13 protein-coding genes are annotated in these 16,522 nt (G+C 63.6%); 4 read left to right on the forward strand and 9 right to left on the reverse strand.

Going from position 1 to position 16,522, the window contains the following annotated elements; all coding sequences use genetic code 11:
* Window positions 1-135: 135 nt before the first annotated feature.
* Window positions 136-3,420, reverse strand: coding sequence for an excinuclease ABC subunit UvrB (gene uvrB, locus NKI39_RS18605; RefSeq protein ID WP_352833472.1), 3,285 nt, complete (start codon window positions 3,418-3,420; stop codon window positions 136-138).
* Between the two features lie 114 nt (window positions 3,421-3,534).
* Entirely contained in the window at window positions 3,535-4,788 is a 1,254-nt protein-coding gene (locus NKI39_RS18610; RefSeq protein WP_352469765.1) for a hypothetical protein, read from the reverse strand.
* Between the two features lie 141 nt (window positions 4,789-4,929).
* On the opposite strand from NKI39_RS18610, the gene NKI39_RS18615 reads away from it, so the two are divergent.
* Together NKI39_RS18615 and NKI39_RS18620 are read left to right on the forward strand one after the other, a co-directional pair.
* Window positions 4,930-5,970, forward strand: coding sequence for a CapA family protein (locus NKI39_RS18615; RefSeq protein ID WP_352469766.1), 1,041 nt, complete (start codon window positions 4,930-4,932; stop codon window positions 5,968-5,970).
* Window positions 5,971-6,042: 72 nt separating this feature from the next.
* Window positions 6,043-7,014, forward strand: a complete 972-nt coding sequence (locus NKI39_RS18620) for a DUF3137 domain-containing protein (protein WP_352833474.1) — start codon at window positions 6,043-6,045, stop codon at window positions 7,012-7,014.
* Window positions 7,015-7,029: 15 nt separating this feature from the next.
* Here the strand turns inward: NKI39_RS18620 and NKI39_RS18625 are convergent, their stop codons facing one another.
* Window positions 7,030-7,524, reverse strand: a complete 495-nt coding sequence (locus tag NKI39_RS18625) for a YegJ family protein (protein WP_352469768.1) — start codon at window positions 7,522-7,524, stop codon at window positions 7,030-7,032.
* 118 nt (window positions 7,525-7,642) lie between these two features.
* On the opposite strand from NKI39_RS18625, the gene NKI39_RS18630 reads away from it, so the two are divergent.
* On the forward strand, window positions 7,643-9,265 hold the full coding sequence (locus NKI39_RS18630) for an FAD-binding protein (protein ID WP_352833476.1): 1,623 nt from the start codon (window positions 7,643-7,645) through the stop codon (window positions 9,263-9,265).
* An 8-nt stretch (window positions 9,266-9,273) separates the two neighbouring features.
* Here the strand turns inward: NKI39_RS18630 and NKI39_RS18635 are convergent, their stop codons facing one another.
* The 3 genes from NKI39_RS18635 to NKI39_RS18645 form a co-directional block, all read right to left on the reverse strand.
* Window positions 9,274-9,789 carry a hypothetical protein gene (locus NKI39_RS18635; RefSeq protein ID WP_352833478.1) on the reverse strand — a complete coding sequence of 172 codons (516 nt, stop codon included), beginning with the start codon at window positions 9,787-9,789 and terminating at the stop codon, window positions 9,274-9,276.
* A gap of 160 nt (window positions 9,790-9,949) precedes the next feature.
* Window positions 9,950-11,080 carry a hypothetical protein gene (locus NKI39_RS18640; RefSeq protein ID WP_352833480.1) on the reverse strand — a complete coding sequence of 377 codons (1,131 nt, stop codon included), beginning with the start codon at window positions 11,078-11,080 and terminating at the stop codon, window positions 9,950-9,952.
* Between the two features lie 6 nt (window positions 11,081-11,086).
* Window positions 11,087-11,521, reverse strand: a complete 435-nt coding sequence (locus NKI39_RS18645) for a hypothetical protein (protein ID WP_352833483.1) — start codon at window positions 11,519-11,521, stop codon at window positions 11,087-11,089.
* Window positions 11,522-12,258: 737 nt separating this feature from the next.
* Here NKI39_RS18645 and NKI39_RS18650 point away from each other — a divergent pair.
* Window positions 12,259-13,197 carry a diacylglycerol/lipid kinase family protein gene (locus NKI39_RS18650; protein ID WP_352833485.1) on the forward strand — a complete coding sequence of 313 codons (939 nt, stop codon included), beginning with the start codon at window positions 12,259-12,261 and terminating at the stop codon, window positions 13,195-13,197.
* A gap of 99 nt (window positions 13,198-13,296) precedes the next feature.
* Here NKI39_RS18650 and NKI39_RS18655 read toward each other — a convergent pair whose 3' ends face one another.
* From NKI39_RS18655 to NKI39_RS18665, 3 genes are all read right to left on the reverse strand, one after another.
* Window positions 13,297-14,508 carry a mandelate racemase/muconate lactonizing enzyme family protein gene (locus NKI39_RS18655; protein WP_352833488.1) on the reverse strand — a complete coding sequence of 404 codons (1,212 nt, stop codon included), beginning with the start codon at window positions 14,506-14,508 and terminating at the stop codon, window positions 13,297-13,299.
* On the reverse strand, window positions 14,505-16,121 hold the full coding sequence (locus tag NKI39_RS18660; protein WP_352833491.1) for a GMC family oxidoreductase: 1,617 nt from the start codon (window positions 16,119-16,121) through the stop codon (window positions 14,505-14,507). The genes NKI39_RS18655 and NKI39_RS18660 overlap by 4 nt, the downstream gene beginning before the upstream one ends.
* 142 nt (window positions 16,122-16,263) lie before the next feature.
* On the reverse strand, window positions 16,264-16,522 hold a 259-nt coding region (locus NKI39_RS18665), incomplete at its 5' end, for a hypothetical protein (protein ID WP_352833494.1).

Here is a 16,522-nt window from a genome sequence, read left to right on the forward strand (position 1 = left end):
GGAGAAGGTGGCCGCGAAGCGGTCGGATGAGGGGTGCTCCAGCTTGGCACCGACGGCGATCCGTCCAGCACCCCTCAACCGTCTCGGCGCTGCGCGCCGATCCACCTTCTCCCCCAAGGGGAGAAGGGAAGCTCGCTAGCGTCCCGGGCGCCCCGTCTTGCCGGGGCGGCGCTTTTCACGGCGGGCGTCGGCCGGGTCTTCGTAGGAGCCGATACCACTGCGCTGGCGGACAATGGGTTTGGCGGAATCGTTGCGTTCCTTTGCGCCCCCCTCTGCCCTGCCGCGCATCTCCCCCACACGGGGGGAGATCGGCTGTGGTTTCGCTGGCACCTTTCCTTCGACCGGCTTTTCCGTCCGCCGCACGGTCATCTCGTCGAGCGAGTTCTTCTTGAATAGCGGCTTGGTCGGTTCGCCCGGGATGCCGAAGTCGGAGCCGTGCGCCTCTTCGGCCGACTGCTTCTTGAACAGCGAACGCGACACTGCGCCGGCCGGGGTCGGCATATCCGTGCCCGGCCCCATGGCGTCGAGCGAGGGCTTCGAAAACAGCGGCTTCTTCACCGGCACGGCGCCGTCGGCGCCCATCTCGTCGAGTGCCGGCTTGCGGAAGAGGTTGGGCCGGGCCGCCTCTTCGGCCGAACGTGCCTCGTCGAGCTTGCGGAAACGCTCCTGTTCCTCCGATGTACGGTGTTTGGCCACGCCCTTGTTGTGCTTGCCCTTTTCGCGGCCCGAGACCGGGCTTTCCATGTCGGCATATTTGGCCAGCGGATCGTCGGAGATGGACAGCTCCATCTCGCGCAGCCGCTTGATCTCGTCGCGGATACGGGCTGCCTTCTCGAAATCGAGATTGGCGGCGGCATCGCGCATCTGCTTGTCCAGGGCGTCGAGATGCGCTTTCAGATTGTTGCCCATCATCGCGCCGGCGCTGTCGGTGAACTGCGAGATATCGGCGCGGACATGATCTTTTTCGTAGACCGAGTCCAGGATGTCCGAAATGCGCGACTTGACCGATTCCGGGGTGATGCCGTTGGCCGCGTTCCACTCCATCTGCTTTTCGCGACGGCGGTTGGTCTCGGCCATTGCCCGCTCCATCGAGCCGGTGATCTGGTCGGCATAGAGGATGACCTTGCCGTCGACGTTTCTGGCGGCGCGGCCGATCGTCTGGATCAGCGATGTCTCGGAGCGCAGGAAACCTTCCTTGTCGGCATCGAGAATGGCGACGAAACCGCATTCGGGAATGTCGAGGCCTTCGCGCAACAGGTTGATGCCGACGAGCACGTCGAAGGCGCCGAGGCGCAGGTCGCGCAGGATCTCGATGCGCTCCAGCGTGTCGATGTCGGAGTGCATATAGCGCACGCGTATGCCTTGCTCATGCAGATATTCGGTCAAATCCTCGGCCATGCGCTTGGTCAGCACGGTCACCAGCGTGCGGTAGCCGGCCTTCGTGGTTTCGCGGATTTCGCCGACGACGTCGTCGACCTGCGTCTTGGCCGGGCGTACTTCGACCGGCGGGTCGATGAGGCCGGTCGGGCGGATGACCTGCTCGGCGAAGACGCCGCCGGACTGCTCCATCTCCCAGGCGCCGGGCGTCGCCGAAACCGCGACGGAGAGCGGGCGCATGGCGTCCCATTCCTCGAAGCGCAGCGGCCGGTTGTCCATGCAGGACGGCAGGCGGAAACCATACTCGGCCAGCGTCGCCTTGCGACGAAAGTCGCTGCGATACATGCCGCCGATCTGCGGTATGGTGACGTGACTTTCGTCGACGAAGACCAGCGCATTGTCGGGTATGTATTCGAACAAGGTTGGAGGCGGATCGCCCGGCTGGCGGCCGGTCAGATAGCGCGAATAGTTCTCGATGCCGGCGCAGGACCCGGTCGCCTCCAGCATCTCCAGGTCGAAGCGGGTGCGCTGCTCAAGCCGCTGCGCCTCAAGCAGGCGGCCAGCCTTTTCAAGCTCTTGCAGGCGATACTTCAGTTCTTCCTTGATCGACTTGATGGCTTGATTCAAGGTCGGCCGCGGCGTCACATAGTGCGAATTGGCGTAGATCTTGACGCTCTTCAGCTCGCCGGTCTTCTGGCCGGTCAGCGGATCGAACTCGGTGATCGCCTCGATCTCGTCGCCGAACAGCGAGATGCGCCAGGCGCGGTCCTCGAGGTGGGCCGGGAAGATCTCGATCGTGTCGCCGCGCACCCGGAACGAGCCGCGGACGAAGTTGATGTCCTGGCGCTTGTATTGCTGGGCGACGAGGTCGGCGAGCAACGCGCGCTGGTCGAGCCGGTCGCCGATCTGCATCTGGAAGGTCATCGCCGTATAGGTCTCGACCGAGCCGATACCGTAGATGCAGGACACCGAGGCGACGATGATGACGTCGTCGCGCTCGAGCAGTGAGCGCGTCGCCGAATGGCGCATGCGGTCGATCTGCTCGTTGATCGAGGATTCCTTCTCGATGTAGGTGTCGGTCCGGGGCACATAGGCCTCAGGCTGGTAGTAGTCGTAGTAGCTGACGAAATACTCGACGGCGTTTTCCGGGAAGAATTTCTTGAACTCGGAGTAGAGCTGCGCGGCCAACGTCTTGTTGGGCGCCAGGATCAGAGCGGGGCGCTGCGTCTCCTCGATCACCTTGGCCATGGTGAAGGTCTTGCCCGAGCCGGTGACGCCGAGCAGCACCTGGGTACGGTCGTTGCTGGTGACCCCCTCGACGAGATCCTTGATCGCCGTCGGCTGGTCGCCGGCCGGCTCGAAATCCGAGACCATCCTGATGGCGATGCCGCCTTCGGATTTCTCAGGCCGGGCAGGGCGGTGCGGCGTCCACAGCACGCCGTCCTTGTGCAGCGGATTGCCGGATTCGATCAGCGCCGACAGCGCCGCGACGGTCGCGGTGACGCCGCCCGAGGCCATGGTCTCGGCCTCTTCCAGGGAGACATCGAGGCCGGCGACGGGATTGAGACCGGCCGCGGTACGCTCCCGCGCCGAAGCCGCGCCGCCCATCGAGGTGCCGCGTGCCGTACGGCCGGGAGAAGAGGAGCGCTCCGGGATTTTCTTGGCAGACTTGGCGCCTTCCCTCCCCCTCGAGGGGAGGGTGGCGGCGGAGCCGCCGGGTGGGGTCGGTGCGGCAGTGCTCGGCGACCCTTGATGCCGAGCGCTTCCTTTGCCGACCCCCTCTGTCGCCTTCGGCGACATCTCCCCCTCGAGGGGGGAGATTTGACGCCCTTCCTTCTCGGCTTCCTGCTCGATCTGCTCGGCCCAGTCGGCAATCGAGCCGGTCAGCGGCGCGCCGGTGAATTCGGCCTGCGGCGCTTCGGCAAAGCCATGCAGCGGCTCCGAGGCATCGAGGAAATCGGTCAGCGGACTGCGCCGCTTGTGCGGCGAAGCGCGCTCGTCATTCGCCGGCGGCGGCGTTTTCTTGTCGGAGAGTCTGGCCATGGCCCCGAATATGGGAGGTATCGGCCAAAATGGAAAGAGCGGAGTGGTGAAGGGTGCCGCGCGCAATTTGGCTGCTGACAGCAGGCTGTCAGGAGCAACGTCGAAGTGCGCCGCTCAATTAAACCAAAGCGCGAACGTCAGAAACCCGGCGCCGCCGAACTGGCGCTGGATCTGGTTGAACTCCTCGCTGGTGAGAGTCTTGCCGCGCTCGAGATAGGGCGCGATGGCCGGGCCGGTGATCGACAGCACCAGGTCGAAGGTTTTTGGCTCATCAAAGAAGCGCTTCATGTTGATGCCTTTGTCGGCGATGCGGAAATGCGGCAGCAAGGTGCGGCCTTCCAGAAGATCCTCGGCCATATCAAGGGCGGCGAGCCAGGCCTGTACCTGCTGCTCACCAACTTCGAGACCGGTCAGCGGGCTGGTGCCTTTCTGCTGCGGCCCCGGCAGCCATTCGCGGTCATTGTCGGTTTCGGCGCGGATGCCTTTCCAATCCTCGCGCGACAGCCGGATCATTTCCATGAGATGGCGGCGTGCCGCTTGCCGGCGCTCAGGCTCGACCACTTGCCAGTTAATGAGATGCACCAGGGAGATAAAGTCGGCTAGTCGCCATTCGGACGTCAGGATGCCGCCATTCGTGCCACCGTCCAGCGGCACGAGCGTATCCTGCAGCGGCAGTTTTGCGCGCGGGAACAGCATGTGGAAGGAGCCGTCGAACGTGTTTCTGAAATCATGCGCCAGCCAGAAGTCGGCCTGCGCCATCAGGAACTCGGCATAGCCCTGCAGCCAATAGCCGTCGGCGCGGTCGAAGCGGAAGATGAGGGCGGGTGCGGCCGCGTCTGGCGCACCGCCGCCGCGTGACAGAGACGCCATGATCGCCGCGGCGCTTTCGTCCGGCGCGATCGTGCCGTCCTCGTTGAGGTCGATGCCGAGGCGGGTGAGGTCGATGACCATGCCGATGTCCGCGTCGGCGGGTACCGAACCCAGCGTGGCCGCGGATTTCTCCAGCCTGTCGCGGAAGGCGACGAGAATGGCGCGGAATTGTTCGTAGGTCAGCGGCTCGGGATTGGCATTGTCCGGCACCGGCAGCCGCATCAGCGGCAGCATGAAGGATTGCGGGCTGTCGAAACCGTGGCGGTGCAGGCCGCCGGCCAGGATCTCCAGCGCGGTGAAGAATTCGCCGGCGCCGGCGGCGTAGGCGGCTGCCGGATCGCCTGGCGCGGCGGCTTCCAGAGCGGCAAGAGCGCTGTCGCGTTCGGCTACGATTTTTGCCTCGAACAGGGCCGCCGCTTCGGGAGCCGCGGCGCTGGGTGAAGCCAGCGGCAGGAGAAGAATGATGGCGCACGCCACCAGCCTGGAAAAACGCGTCATCGTGATCGCCCCTTTGTCGCTCCGCAGTGGATCATACACGCATTTGGTTCGCTGCGCCTGTGGCCTGCGGTTCACCCACAACAGTCGACGCTTCAATCAATCCGGCGGACGGTCTACACAAGGCAAACGATTGGGCGTCGCGTGTCGAACTATCCGCTTTCCTACAAACTGTCGTGGCTGCCGCGTTTTCTCCGGCCTTCGCTCAATGGCGACGCGCGCGGCTTTGCTCCGGCGGCCGCAGCCCTGCTCGAACCACTGCCGGCGCGGACGGTGCGGTTGGCTTTCGTCGGCGATATCTCGGCGGTGGCCAATCGCCGCGCGCCAGACTGCGATCCGGCGATTGCGGCACTGCTTGCCTCGGCCGATCTGGTGGTCGGCAATTGCGAAAGCCCGGTGGTGGAGCGGCCGAGCGCTGTTTGGGGCACCAGGCTCGGCACGCACCACGCGATGAGCGAGCGGTTCCTTGCCGAGGCGCTGGCCGCCGCCGGCATTTCGCGTGAAAAACTGGTGCTGTCGCTGGCCAACAACCATGTGCTCGACCAGGGTATTGCCGGCTTCGACGAGACCGTCGCCGCGCTGGAGCAATTAGGCATCCGCACGATCGGCAGTGCGGCTCCGGTCGAGCGGTTTGCGGTTGGTTCGCTGACCATAGGCCTTGCCGCCTTTACCTTGTGGCGCAATACCGACGAGGCTCAGTTGGCGGGCCGAGTCTCGATGCAAGCCGATCCGACGCAATGGCCGCACGCTGCCGCTTCGGGTGTCGACCTCCTCTGCGCGGTGCCGCATTGGGATTGGGAATTCCGGCATTTTCCACGTGCGAAGACGCGGGCAATGGCGCGACTTCTGGCCGAACATGGCGTCGGCCTGATCGCCGGGCATCATGCCCATGTCGTGCAGCCGATCGAGCGGATCGGCAAGACGCTCGTCGCCTATGGGCTCGGCGATTTCATCGGCACCGCCTTCGCGCGCCAGCCATGGCCCGGCCGCATCGGCGCCATTCTCGTCGTCGACATCAGCGACGATCCCGGCACGCGCGGGGCCATCGCCGCCTACCGGCTGCATGCCTTCATGCGGCTGCGCGCCGGCGATCACGAGCGGCTGATGCCGGTTGAAACGCTGGCGGGAAAATCCAGGCAAAGGGTTCTGGCCCGCCTCGATGCGATCTTCGGTGCCGGGCGCTGACAGCTGCGCTGACGCGGTCCACCAAACCGGCTATCATGCCCAACGCGGGCGGGCTTGTGGGGCGGGTGGGTGATGGAAACTGCGGATTTCATGCCGAGCAAAGCGGTGATCGCCGGCCTCAGGAAGGACATCGAGGCCTACGAGGCGCAAAGGGCTTCGGCCTATCGCCGGACGCGCTGGCGGGTGCCACTTTTCATCGGATCGGTGGTTGTCTTCGTGGCGCTGGTGGCCTGGCTCTTCAACGCGGTTGCCGACCCCAACGAGCAGTGGTTCTCGACCCCGCATGTGTTCCTCTATATCGGCGGGTTCCTGGCGGCGATCCTGCTCTATCTCCAGGCGATCAGGCCAGCGCGCAAATTGCAGCAGACGTTCCGCAACAGTTTGCTGCCGATCGTCTTCGGCTTCATCCAGGACGTGCGCTATCAGCATGGCGTAACGCCGAACTCCTTCGATCGGCTGCCGCGCGAGACGATTGGCGTGTTCAACCGTTCGTATTTCGAGGACGTCGTCTCCGGTCGGTATGAAGGCTTTGCGTTCGAGCTCTACGAGGTGACGCTGCTGGAGAGGAACGGCAAGACCACATCTCAGGCGTTCAAGGGCGTCATTATCGCGTTCGACACCATTGCGCCGTTCCCGGGAATCTTGGTGGCGGCGCGCCGTGCCAATATGGTGGTAGGTTTCTTCCGAGGCATGTTCGGCAGCAAGACGGAACAACTGTCATGCGGCGTACCCGAACTCGACGCCGCCTACGAGTTCCACACCGACAACATCGAAGCGGCGCGGCCGCTGGTGACCGGCCGGCTGGCGCAGGCGCTCGAATGGCTTGGCGAAACATGGCCGAAGGAACCGGCACGCGTCGCGCTCAACGGCAGCGACGGCTTTCTGCTGCTTCCGCAGACGAAGAACTTCTTCGAACTGCCGGACATCTCTGTGCCACTCGACTATGCCAAGCATGTTGCGCCGATGATCGCCGACATGGCCACGATCCTGGCGACCGCGGCACTGGTCCGCAAGATCGGCGTGAAGGATGTAGAAGCCGGTTGAACTAGAATTCAGCCGTCAGCAATCGAAGCCATAGTTCTGGCGATAATAGTCGGCGTCTTCCTTCGACATTTTTTTGAAGAGAACGCAGACAGTGAAACTTCCCACCCGGCGGCCGTTCTTCATGTAGCCCCAGTCGGAAATATCGTCCCGGCTGAATTCGATCTCCTGGCCTGCCACGACGTTGTGCACGGTCTGCGGCTCGTTGTCCAAGGTTCCTGCAAATCCGGCCGCCGTCCGGTGGAAGGGAAAGACCCAGAAATGTTCAGTGGCGTCCCCGTCCCTGACCACGACTTTCAATTGGAAGTCGGCCGTTCCGGATGGCGGTGCGTCGGCCAATACCAGGAAGTCGTCGAGGCTGGCACGCGCCTGCTCGATAGCGGCCGCCATCTCCGGATCGTCGCCAGCTACGCTGACGACCTTGTCGTCGCCTTGACCAGGAGTCTGCGCGTCGGCTGATGCCGGAGCAAACGCAAGCAACAGGGCAAGCGCGATACGGGCTGCAAGCTTCATGATGCGACTGCTTTCGACATTTTCGCCAGACAAACCGGATCATCGTTCGCCGAACGTCTGATTGGCAACTGGTTTTTGTCTCCATCAGGCGCTATTCCTGGGGCAGTGGGGTGGGGCTATGGTCGAAGAACGCAAGGGGTTTCGCCTGTCGCGGCGGCTGCTGCTGGGTACGACCGTGGTCGGCGGCGCGATGCTCTGGGGCGGCACGACCGTGGCGCGGCTGGCGCGCGGTCCGTCGGGGCAGAAGAATTCCGGGCGCATCGCCGACATTGACGGAATCGACCTGGCGCAGAAGCCGCTGGAGGGCCCGCCAGCCTACGATCCGGCGCTGCCATGGCTGACCAAGGGCGGCAACATCAACGATGCCAGCGGCCTGTCGATGACACCGGTCTACGGCGTTATCGAAGTCAGCAAGGAAGACCACATCGCGAGCGCGCTGGCCTTTGCCCGCGCCAATGGCCTGAAGGTCTCGGTCGCGGCGGTGCGCCATTCGATGGGCGGCCACGCCTTCGACGACAACGCGCTGGTCCTCGACATGCGTAAATTCAACAAGGTCAGTATCGACCCGGCTGCAAAGACGATGACCTTGCAGCCGGGCGCGCGCTGGCACGACATCCAGAACCTTTTGCACCCGCGCTTCGCGGTGAAGGCGATGCAGTCGACCGACATCTTTTCGGTCGGCGGATCGCTGTCGGTCAACGCGCATGGCATGGACCACCAGGCCGGCTCGGTCGCCGGTTCGATCCGATCGATGCGGGTGATGCTGGCGGACGGTTCGGTGACGACCTGCTCACCGGCCGAAAATACCGAGCTGTTCCGCCACGTCGTCGGCGGCTACGGCCTGTTCGGCGTGGTGCTGGAGGCGACACTCGACATCGTCGACAACGCCGTCTACCGGACCTCGCGCGAGATCATCAAATCGGACGATTTCCCGACGTTCTTCGCCGAGGTTCTGGCGCCAAACAGGGCGATCGGTCTGTTTTATGGGCATCTGTCGACTGCGCCGGGCAATTTCCTCGAGGATATGATCGTCTACCGCTATGATAAGGTCGCCGACCAGCCGCCGGCCGACCAGCCGGCAATCGGTGAACCGGGTTCGGTCGGGCTCAAGCGGGTGATCATTAACCTGGCGAAATGGGGCAGCCTGTTCCAGGAGCTGAAATGGTTCACCGAAAAGACGCTGGAGCCGCAATTCGAGAGCTGCACGGTGGCGCGGACGACGGCAATGGGCGAGGGCGAGGCCTGCCTCGTCACGCGCAACAATCCGATGCACGATTCAGTGCCCTATCTGTTCAACGATCTGCTCGATGAGACCGACATCCTGCACGAGTATTTCATCCCGCGGGCGGCCTATAACCCGTTCATCGCGGAAGCGCGCGAGATCCTGCGCAACCAGACCCTGCCGGTGCTCAACGCGTCGGTACGCATCGTCCACAAGGAGGATGTGGCGCTGAATTATGCGCCGGAGCCGGCCTATTCGCTGGTGCTCTACATCAATCAGCCGACAGACACCGACGGTAATGCCAGGATGCGGACGCTGACAAGGGCGCTGATCGACGTGACGATCAAGCAGGGCGGGCGTTTTTTCCTGCCCTACCAGCTCCACTACACAGGCAAGGAACTGCTTGCCTCCTATCCGGAACTGCCGTCCTTCCTGGCGAAGAAGCTGCAATACGATCCGGGCGAGCTGTTTTCGTCGATTTTTTATCGCGCCGTCAAGGCACTGATCGGCACGGCCTGAAGCGGCGGCTACAGACCGTCAGGCAGCTTCGCCGCCAGCCAGTTCGCCGAACGCCTGGCGATGCCGATCGTTGCCGATGCGGCGCGGCCGAGATCGGTCTTGACCACGGCGTAGCCGGCCTTCGTGCGGTAGAGCACGGCGCGGCCGCCATCGACCGCCGCTTCATAGGCGACCGGCCGGACGGCTTCCGTTTCCGTCGCCGTGGCCTGCGTTCCGACCGCAGCACTGGGCCGATGGCTCAGTTCCGGTGGCAGCGGGTCTGTCGCGGCCGTACTGCCCGTCGTCAATTCAGGCTCGGAAGCGGTCGCAGCGAGCTGCGATGACGAAGACGAGTTCTGTATCCGGCAGATGCCGGAGACCAGCGGATAGTCGAAATTGCGCTCGTGCAGCATCTGGCTTTTCATCGCCGCTTCGCATTCGGCGATGGTCGACCATTTGGCGGGCGTCTCGCCGATATATTCGCAAAGCCTGGCGTCGCAATCGCAGCCGACGATGGTCATGGCGACAAGGGCGGTCTTGATCACGGTCGTGTCCCTCCGAGTTGCCTGGCACATGTGCGCAAGACAACGTGTCTACGGCATCATCAATCGTTGCGGAACAAGGCGGGATTTGGCCGCGATTGTGGAATGAGCGTGACGGAGCATCACGCAACGTCCTGCCGAGGCCGACTGTGACCGAAAGGCCTCAGTAATCGTAGACATGCTCGAGCCTGGCGCCCGCCGTCATCAGCGCCGGCAGCACGATGTGCAGCTTGCGCACGGCGACGGTCAGGCCGGTGCGGCGCGTCGAAGGTTGCGCCGGAAGCGGGTAGCTGAACAAGGTGCGTGCACCTTCGGGAACATTGATCTCGTCATTGGAAAGCATGGTGACCATGATCTCGTCATTGCCGCCGATCTCGACGAAGGAGACGCCCTTGCCGATCAGGCGCGGGATCATGTCGGTGAACACCTGATAGCGTCTGGTGACGAAGATCGCGCCGTCGGCGCCGAGATCGCGCTCCAGCAAGGTGTCGGGTTCGTTGCGCGTCACCTCGCCGACCGGACCCTTGGCCCAGACATGAATATCGAGCAAGGCGGGATCGGTGGTGGCGGCGAGCGCCGACTTGATCAGATCGGCATAGCCCTGCTTGATCGTGTCGGCGAGGCCGAAAGCGAGCTTGCGTTCGCTGGTGCGGACGGCGCTGTCGTCCGCTGCCGGCTGGACGGCAAACAGGCCGGCACGCTTTTCGGCATAGGGAAACTGGTACCACGGCACCTGGTCGAGAAAACCGGCATAATCGGCCGCCACCTTGGCCTGGTAGATGTCGACGGCGGTGCGCTTGCCGGCTATCGCTTCGGTGACGCGGCCGATCGTATTTTCATAGGCCCACTGGATGGCGTGCTCGATCGTGTGGCTGGTGCCGATGACCACCAGCATCTGGTGGTTGTCGAGGTTGAACTTGTAGGTGGAGCTGGCGCGGATGACCATCGCATAGTCCTGCCAGAAGCGGCCGATATAGGAGAGATAGGGAAAACCGCTCGGCTGCTTCTTGTCGACGAAGCCGGCATATTCGCGGGCGGCGTAGACGATGGCCCATTCCGGATAGGTAAGAAAGGTCGATTCCTCCGGCCGCTGGTAGCCGGGGATCTCGGCACGGATCTTGTCGGCCAGCGCCTTTGGCGGGGCACCCTCGGCGACGCCCGGCAATGGCGTTGTGTCCAGCGACGGCGTCGTGAGAAAGCCGTAGGCAAGCCCGGCGATCGGGATCAACACGACAATGACGACGAGCCAGAGGATCGCCTTGATGATGCGCTTCAGCCAGCGGAACAGGAACATGGCCGGTCAGGCCGTGGCGAAATGGTCGTACACACGTTTCGACAGCCAGAACCCGACGTAGACGGCGAAGCCGCCGATGAAGATGTGCGGCAGGTTGGCGAAGAAGCGGGCCGGGAATTCGATATCGTTCAGGGAGCGGAAGCCGTTGATGAAGATGCCGCCATCGAGGCAGCCGGAACCGGTGACCAGGCCGAGCACGCCGTCGAACAGATAGACCGAGCCGAACAGCTTGAAATAGAACACCGCCTGGCGGTGCGAGATGAAGGCGGCGGCCAGCGCCCAGACGCCGGAGAAGGCGTGCAGCAAATCGTCGTACCATTGCAGCGAGAACAGGCCGAACAGATTGCCGCCGGCGTCGTTGAAAGCCGGCACATAGCCGATGGCAACAACGCCGAAGAACAGGAAAGCATAGGCAACAGCAAGCTTCTGGATGAGCATCATGAAATGTCCCCCTGCCGTCAGCCCCTTTAAACGGCCCCCGACGACAAATGGATAGTAGCTGATTTTGGCGCAGCGTGAAGCGTCGCCGGCAAAATCGTCAGGCGGGGCCACAAAGACAGTCGGCGCCGGGATTTCTCCCAGCGCCTCCCTGTCAGATCAGGACACGGTCGCGGCAGCAACTCCCGAAAGATGTCGCGCCATGCCGGCCTTGATTTTGACGGTCCTGCCAGTCGCCGCCCGAAGGCAGCGTCCGTTCCGGACCACGCCGGTCTCCACTCTTGCGAGCTTTGCCCAGCGCGCCATCGAAGGTTTTTGCCGTCCTTCATGGCAGCATCGGTCCGCCGTCGGCGTTCGCACGCTTTCCGCGGCCCCGTAGGTCTCGGCGTCCATCCCTCCAACAAGCAAGCCTGTTCTCGTTCAGGGCCGTACGGGCCTCAGGAAATCCGCCGTTCCGCTTTGCCTTTCGGCGTGGCGATCGGTAGCCGCCTGAGATGGGTTTTAACGTACGTCGGATAAGCGTTTGGCGAAACTGCCGCGAGCCTGTGGATAGCGGGATTATCGGGGACTGACCCTGCCAAAATAGCGACTTTCCGATCTCTGCCGCCGCCGGTCGGGATTTGCCGCCTCGATGCCGAAGCCGCATTGTCGGGTAATCGACCCTTGCCCCGCGGCCCGGCGCGGGCTTCAATGCCGGCAAATGATTGGAAGGCGTGTTCGATGGCCTTGGGGAGGCAGGCTTGAAGGTCGCGGTGGTTCTCAATCCGATCGCCGGCGGCGGCAGGCTCAAGCGGCATTGGCCCGAGGTTGCGGCTTCGCTGAAAAGACATTTCGGCGATTTCGAGCTGCGTGAAACGCAGGCCGAGGGCGATGCCGAACGGCTGGCGCTCGACCTTGCCGCCATCGGCTTCGAGCTGGTGATCGCGGCGGGCGGCGACGGCACCGCCAGCGAGGTCGCCGACGGGCTGCTGAAGGCTTTCCGGGAAAGCGGCCGGACGGCCGAACTCGGGCTGCTGCCGTGCGGCACCGGCATCGACTTCGCCCGCGGGCTCGGCCTGTCGAACAATGTCGATCTGACGCTGAAGCGGATTGCCGAGGCCAAGCCGCGCAAGGTCGATGCCGGCTGCATCAGCTATGTCGACGACCATGGCGCGCTGGCCAGCCGCCATTTCATCAACATCGCCAGTCTCGGGCTTTCCGGCGCCACCGACCGTGCCGTCAATGCCGACAAGCGCAAGGGCAAGGTTTCGGCCAAGGCGCTGTTCTACTGGCGCACGGTCTGGGAATTCCTCCGCTACCGCTTCCAGGAGGTGGCGATCACCATTGACGACGGTGCCCCGGTCGAGGCGCGCATGGCATTGGTGGCGGTGGCCAACGGCAAATTCTTCGGCGGCGGCATGATGATCGCGCCCGACGCCGAGCTTAACGACGGCGAGTTCGACATCGTCATCCTGCGCGCCGCCGGCAAGCTGAAGCTGATCTGGGACATCCGCCTGCTCTATGGCGGGCGGCACCGCAACCATCCGGCGATCACCATTTTGCGCGGCAAGAAAGTGGTTGTCGAGCCGCTCGGCGATGTGCAAAAGAACGCCGCGCTGATCGACATAGACGGCGAATCGCCGGGTCGCATACCGGCGACCTTCGAAATCCTGCCCGGCGCATTGACGCTGAGATATTGAATCAAGGCGTTGAGGGATTGATTCAAGTTCTTTCGGCGGTGATTCCAGCCCTACGTCCAACACGTTGAAATCGCGTGACATTGTCGCCCGCTCGACAGATCACGGCATCAGCGGCGTCTGCATCATCTGCAAATGCAGGTCCTTGCCGGTCCAGGGATGCGCCTCGCAGACGGCTTCGTCGAGCTCGACGCCGAGGCCCGGCTCCTTCGACGGGATGACGTTGCCGTCCTGCCATTCGATTTTCTTCTTCAGCAGCTTTTCGTGGAAGCCGTTCCACTGCTTCAGCGATTCCAGAATGAGGAAGTTGGGCAGCGTTACCGCGAGCTGGATGTTGGCGGCGCCGACGATCGGCCCGCAATAGCAGTGCGGCGCGACCTGGATGTGGTAGGCTTCGGCCATGGCGGCGATCTTTTTGGTTTCGAGAATGCCGCCGGAGCGGCCAAGGTCGGGCTGAAGAATGGTCGCCGCACGGTTCTCGATGACGCGGGCGAACTCAAATTTGGTTGTTAGCCGCTCGCCGGTGGCAATCGGGATCGGGGTCGCGCGGGCGACCTGCGCCATCACCTCGGGCATGTCGGGCGGCACCGGCTCCTCGAACCACAGCGGATCATAGGGCTCGATGGCGCGGGCGAGGCGCAGCGCGCCCGATGCGGTGAACTGGCCGTGCGTACCGAACAGGATGTCGGCTCTTGTGCCGACCGCCTCGCGGATCGCCTTGACCATGCGGGCGGAGAGGTCGATGTCGACGAGGCGCGGCTGGTGGCCGTCGAAGGCGGTGTAGGGGCCGGCTGGGTCAAGCTTGACCGCATTGAAACCCTGCTCGACATATTCGAGCGCGCAGGCGGCGGCCAGATCGGGGTCGTTGTAGACGTTCTTGCCGCGGGCGTCCTCCGAATGGACGCTGCCGCTGTGCGGGTAGAGGTAGGTATAGGAACGCAGCGTTTCGTGCACCTGGCCGCCAAGCAGCTTGTAGACCGGCTTGCCGGCCTCCTTGCCGATAATGTCCCAGCAGGCGATTTCGAGCGCCGAGAAACAGCCCATGCCCGACACGTCGGGGCGCTGGGTGAAGCCGGATGAATAGGCGCGGCGGAAGAAGTTTTCGACGTCGTGCGGATCGCGGCCGACGAGATAGCGCTCTGCCATGTCCTCGACCATTTTTGCGGTGACATGTGCCGAGAAGGTGGCGTTGTAGGCCTCCCCATAGCCGACGACGCCGCCATCGGTGGTGAGCTTGACGAAGATGAAATACTTGCCGCCGATGCCGGGCGGCGGATTGCCGACCACCCAGGTCTTGACGTCGGTGATTTTCATTTTTGATCCTCCAGAACCAGTTCGGCGCCCTTCCATCCGGTCATGATCGCGGCGGCGTTGGTGTTGCCGGTTATGTTGTCCGGAAAGATCGAGGCGTCGATGACGCGCAACGCCTGGATGCCGTGTACCTTGAGGCGCGGATCGACGACGGCGCGCGCCGGGTCCGGCCCCATGCGGCAGGTCGAGACCGGGTGATAGACGGTGCCCGAGCGCTTCCTGAAATCCTGAATGAGATCCGCGTCGGAGGTGATCGAGGGACCGGGCAAAACCTCTTCCTCTATGATCTCCGCCATCGCTGGCATCGAGGCGATCTTCCGGACGAATTTTACCGCCGCCAGCATTTCAGCGACGTCCGCCTCGGTCGAAAAGGCATTGGCGACGATTTTGGGATAATCGCGCGGATTGGCGGAACGGATCATGATTTCGCCGCGGCTCGACGGACGGCAATTGGACAGTCCGATGGAAAAGCCCGGCCATGGATCGGGCGTCAGGATCGGGCGTTCGCCGCTCTTCGGAACGACGGTCGAAAACGCCTGGAAATAGAGCTGCATGTTGGGCCGTGCCGTGGCCGGATCGGTGCGAAAGAAGCCGCCGGCATTGTTCATCGACAGCGACAGCGGGCCTGAGCGCAAAAACACGTATTGCATGCCGACCAGCAGCTTGCCCCACCACGGGCGCAGGATCTGGTTGAGCGTCGGCAGACTGCCCTTGAACGTGTAGTTGATGCCGACATGGTCCTGCAGGTTTGCCCCGACATTCTCGTTGGCGTGAACGACGGGAATGCCGAGCGCGCCAAGAAGCGCCGACGGGCCGACACCGGAGAGCTGGAGAAGTTGGGGCGAATTGACCGAGCCGCCCGACAGGATGACCTCGCGGCCGGCACGGGCGGTTTTCGTCGCGCCATTCTGGAGATATTCGATGCCGACGGCGCGTTTGCCCTCGAACAGGATCTTTGTCGCCAGCGCGTTGATCTCGACGCGGACATTTTTGCGCTTCATCGCCGGGCGCAGGAAGGCGCGCGCCGCCGACATGCGGCGGCCGTTCCTGGTGGTGATCTGGTAGACGCCGAGGCCTTCCTGCGAGGCGCCGTTGAAATCCGGGTTGAGCGGCAGGCCGGCCTGGTTGGCGGCGGCGAGATAGCGCTTGGTGAGCGGATGGACGGAGGTCGAGCAGTCGGTGACATGCAGCGGCCCGCCGACGCCGCGCCATTGGTCGGCGCCGGCCTGATTATCCTCCAGCGCCTTGAAGGCGGGCAGCAGGTCATCGAAGCCCCAGCCGGGATTGCCGGCCGCTGCCCAAGCGTCGAAATCCTCACGCGCGCCCCTGATCCAGACCATGGCGTTGATCGAACTCGAGCCGCCGAGCAGCTTGCCGCGCGGCCAGTGGTCGGCATTGCCGGCCAGGCCGGGATCCGGCTCGGCCTTGTAGTTCCAGTTGACCGCCGGGTCGAAGAAGGTCTTGCCGTAGCCGAGCGGCATCTGCACGTAGAAGCGACGGTCGCTGCCGCCGGCCTCGAGCACCAGCACCGAGAAGCGGCCGGAAGCCGACAGTCTTTCGGCCAGGACCGAGCCGGCCGAACCGGAGCCGACGATGATGAAATCATAGGTCTGCATGGTGGATACGGCTGGCTCCGGAATTCGGCTCTAACCTAGGCTTGGGCGCGACGCAGCGTCGCCGGGTCTTCCGGCATCCGTTGTGAAAAAAGCGACCGGGGATATTCAGTCTGAATGTCAACCTGTCGCCTGCTGCCCGAGTTCAGTCGCGTTCGCGCCCATCCGGGTCGAACAGGGCCGCCGCCTCATTGGCTTCTTCCAGCAGGAAGGTGAACACGCTTGAGTAGGACTTGGTCGAACCGGACAGAGGATCATCACTCTCCCAGCGAAAGATCCCCCCGTCCGGATTCATGCCAATTAAATCGTCATTGTCCCCTAGGTCGTGTGGACTCTTGGGATTCCCAAGGCTGAGCAAATCAGATTCAAGGCTGTCTTTTGGAGGCAGCCATGGGTGTTCTCGA

Origin of the sequence: Mesorhizobium sp. M0664, assembly GCF_040320565.1 — a bacterium.
Taxonomy (GTDB): Bacteria; Pseudomonadota; Alphaproteobacteria; order Rhizobiales; family Rhizobiaceae; genus Mesorhizobium.

What these genes read in the sequence shown, in the direction of transcription:
- uvrB (WP_352833472.1), bottom strand. Translation starts at nt 3,420, where the DNA reads ATGGCCAGACTCTCCGACAAGAAAACGCCGCCGCCGGCGAATGACGAG.
- NKI39_RS18610 (WP_352469765.1), bottom strand. Translation starts at nt 4,788, where the DNA reads ATGACGCGTTTTTCCAGGCTGGTGGCGTGCGCCATCATTCTTCTCCTG.
- NKI39_RS18620 (WP_352833474.1), top strand. Translation starts at nt 6,043, where the DNA reads ATGGAAACTGCGGATTTCATGCCGAGCAAAGCGGTGATCGCCGGCCTC.
- NKI39_RS18625 (WP_352469768.1), bottom strand. Translation starts at nt 7,524, where the DNA reads ATGAAGCTTGCAGCCCGTATCGCGCTTGCCCTGTTGCTTGCGTTTGCT.
- NKI39_RS18630 (WP_352833476.1), top strand. Translation starts at nt 7,643, where the DNA reads ATGGTCGAAGAACGCAAGGGGTTTCGCCTGTCGCGGCGGCTGCTGCTG.
- NKI39_RS18640 (WP_352833480.1), bottom strand. Translation starts at nt 11,080, where the DNA reads ATGTTCCTGTTCCGCTGGCTGAAGCGCATCATCAAGGCGATCCTCTGG.
- NKI39_RS18645 (WP_352833483.1), bottom strand. Translation starts at nt 11,521, where the DNA reads ATGATGCTCATCCAGAAGCTTGCTGTTGCCTATGCTTTCCTGTTCTTC.
- NKI39_RS18655 (WP_352833488.1), bottom strand. Translation starts at nt 14,508, where the DNA reads ATGAAAATCACCGACGTCAAGACCTGGGTGGTCGGCAATCCGCCGCCC.
- NKI39_RS18660 (WP_352833491.1), bottom strand. Translation starts at nt 16,121, where the DNA reads ATGCAGACCTATGATTTCATCATCGTCGGCTCCGGTTCGGCCGGCTCG.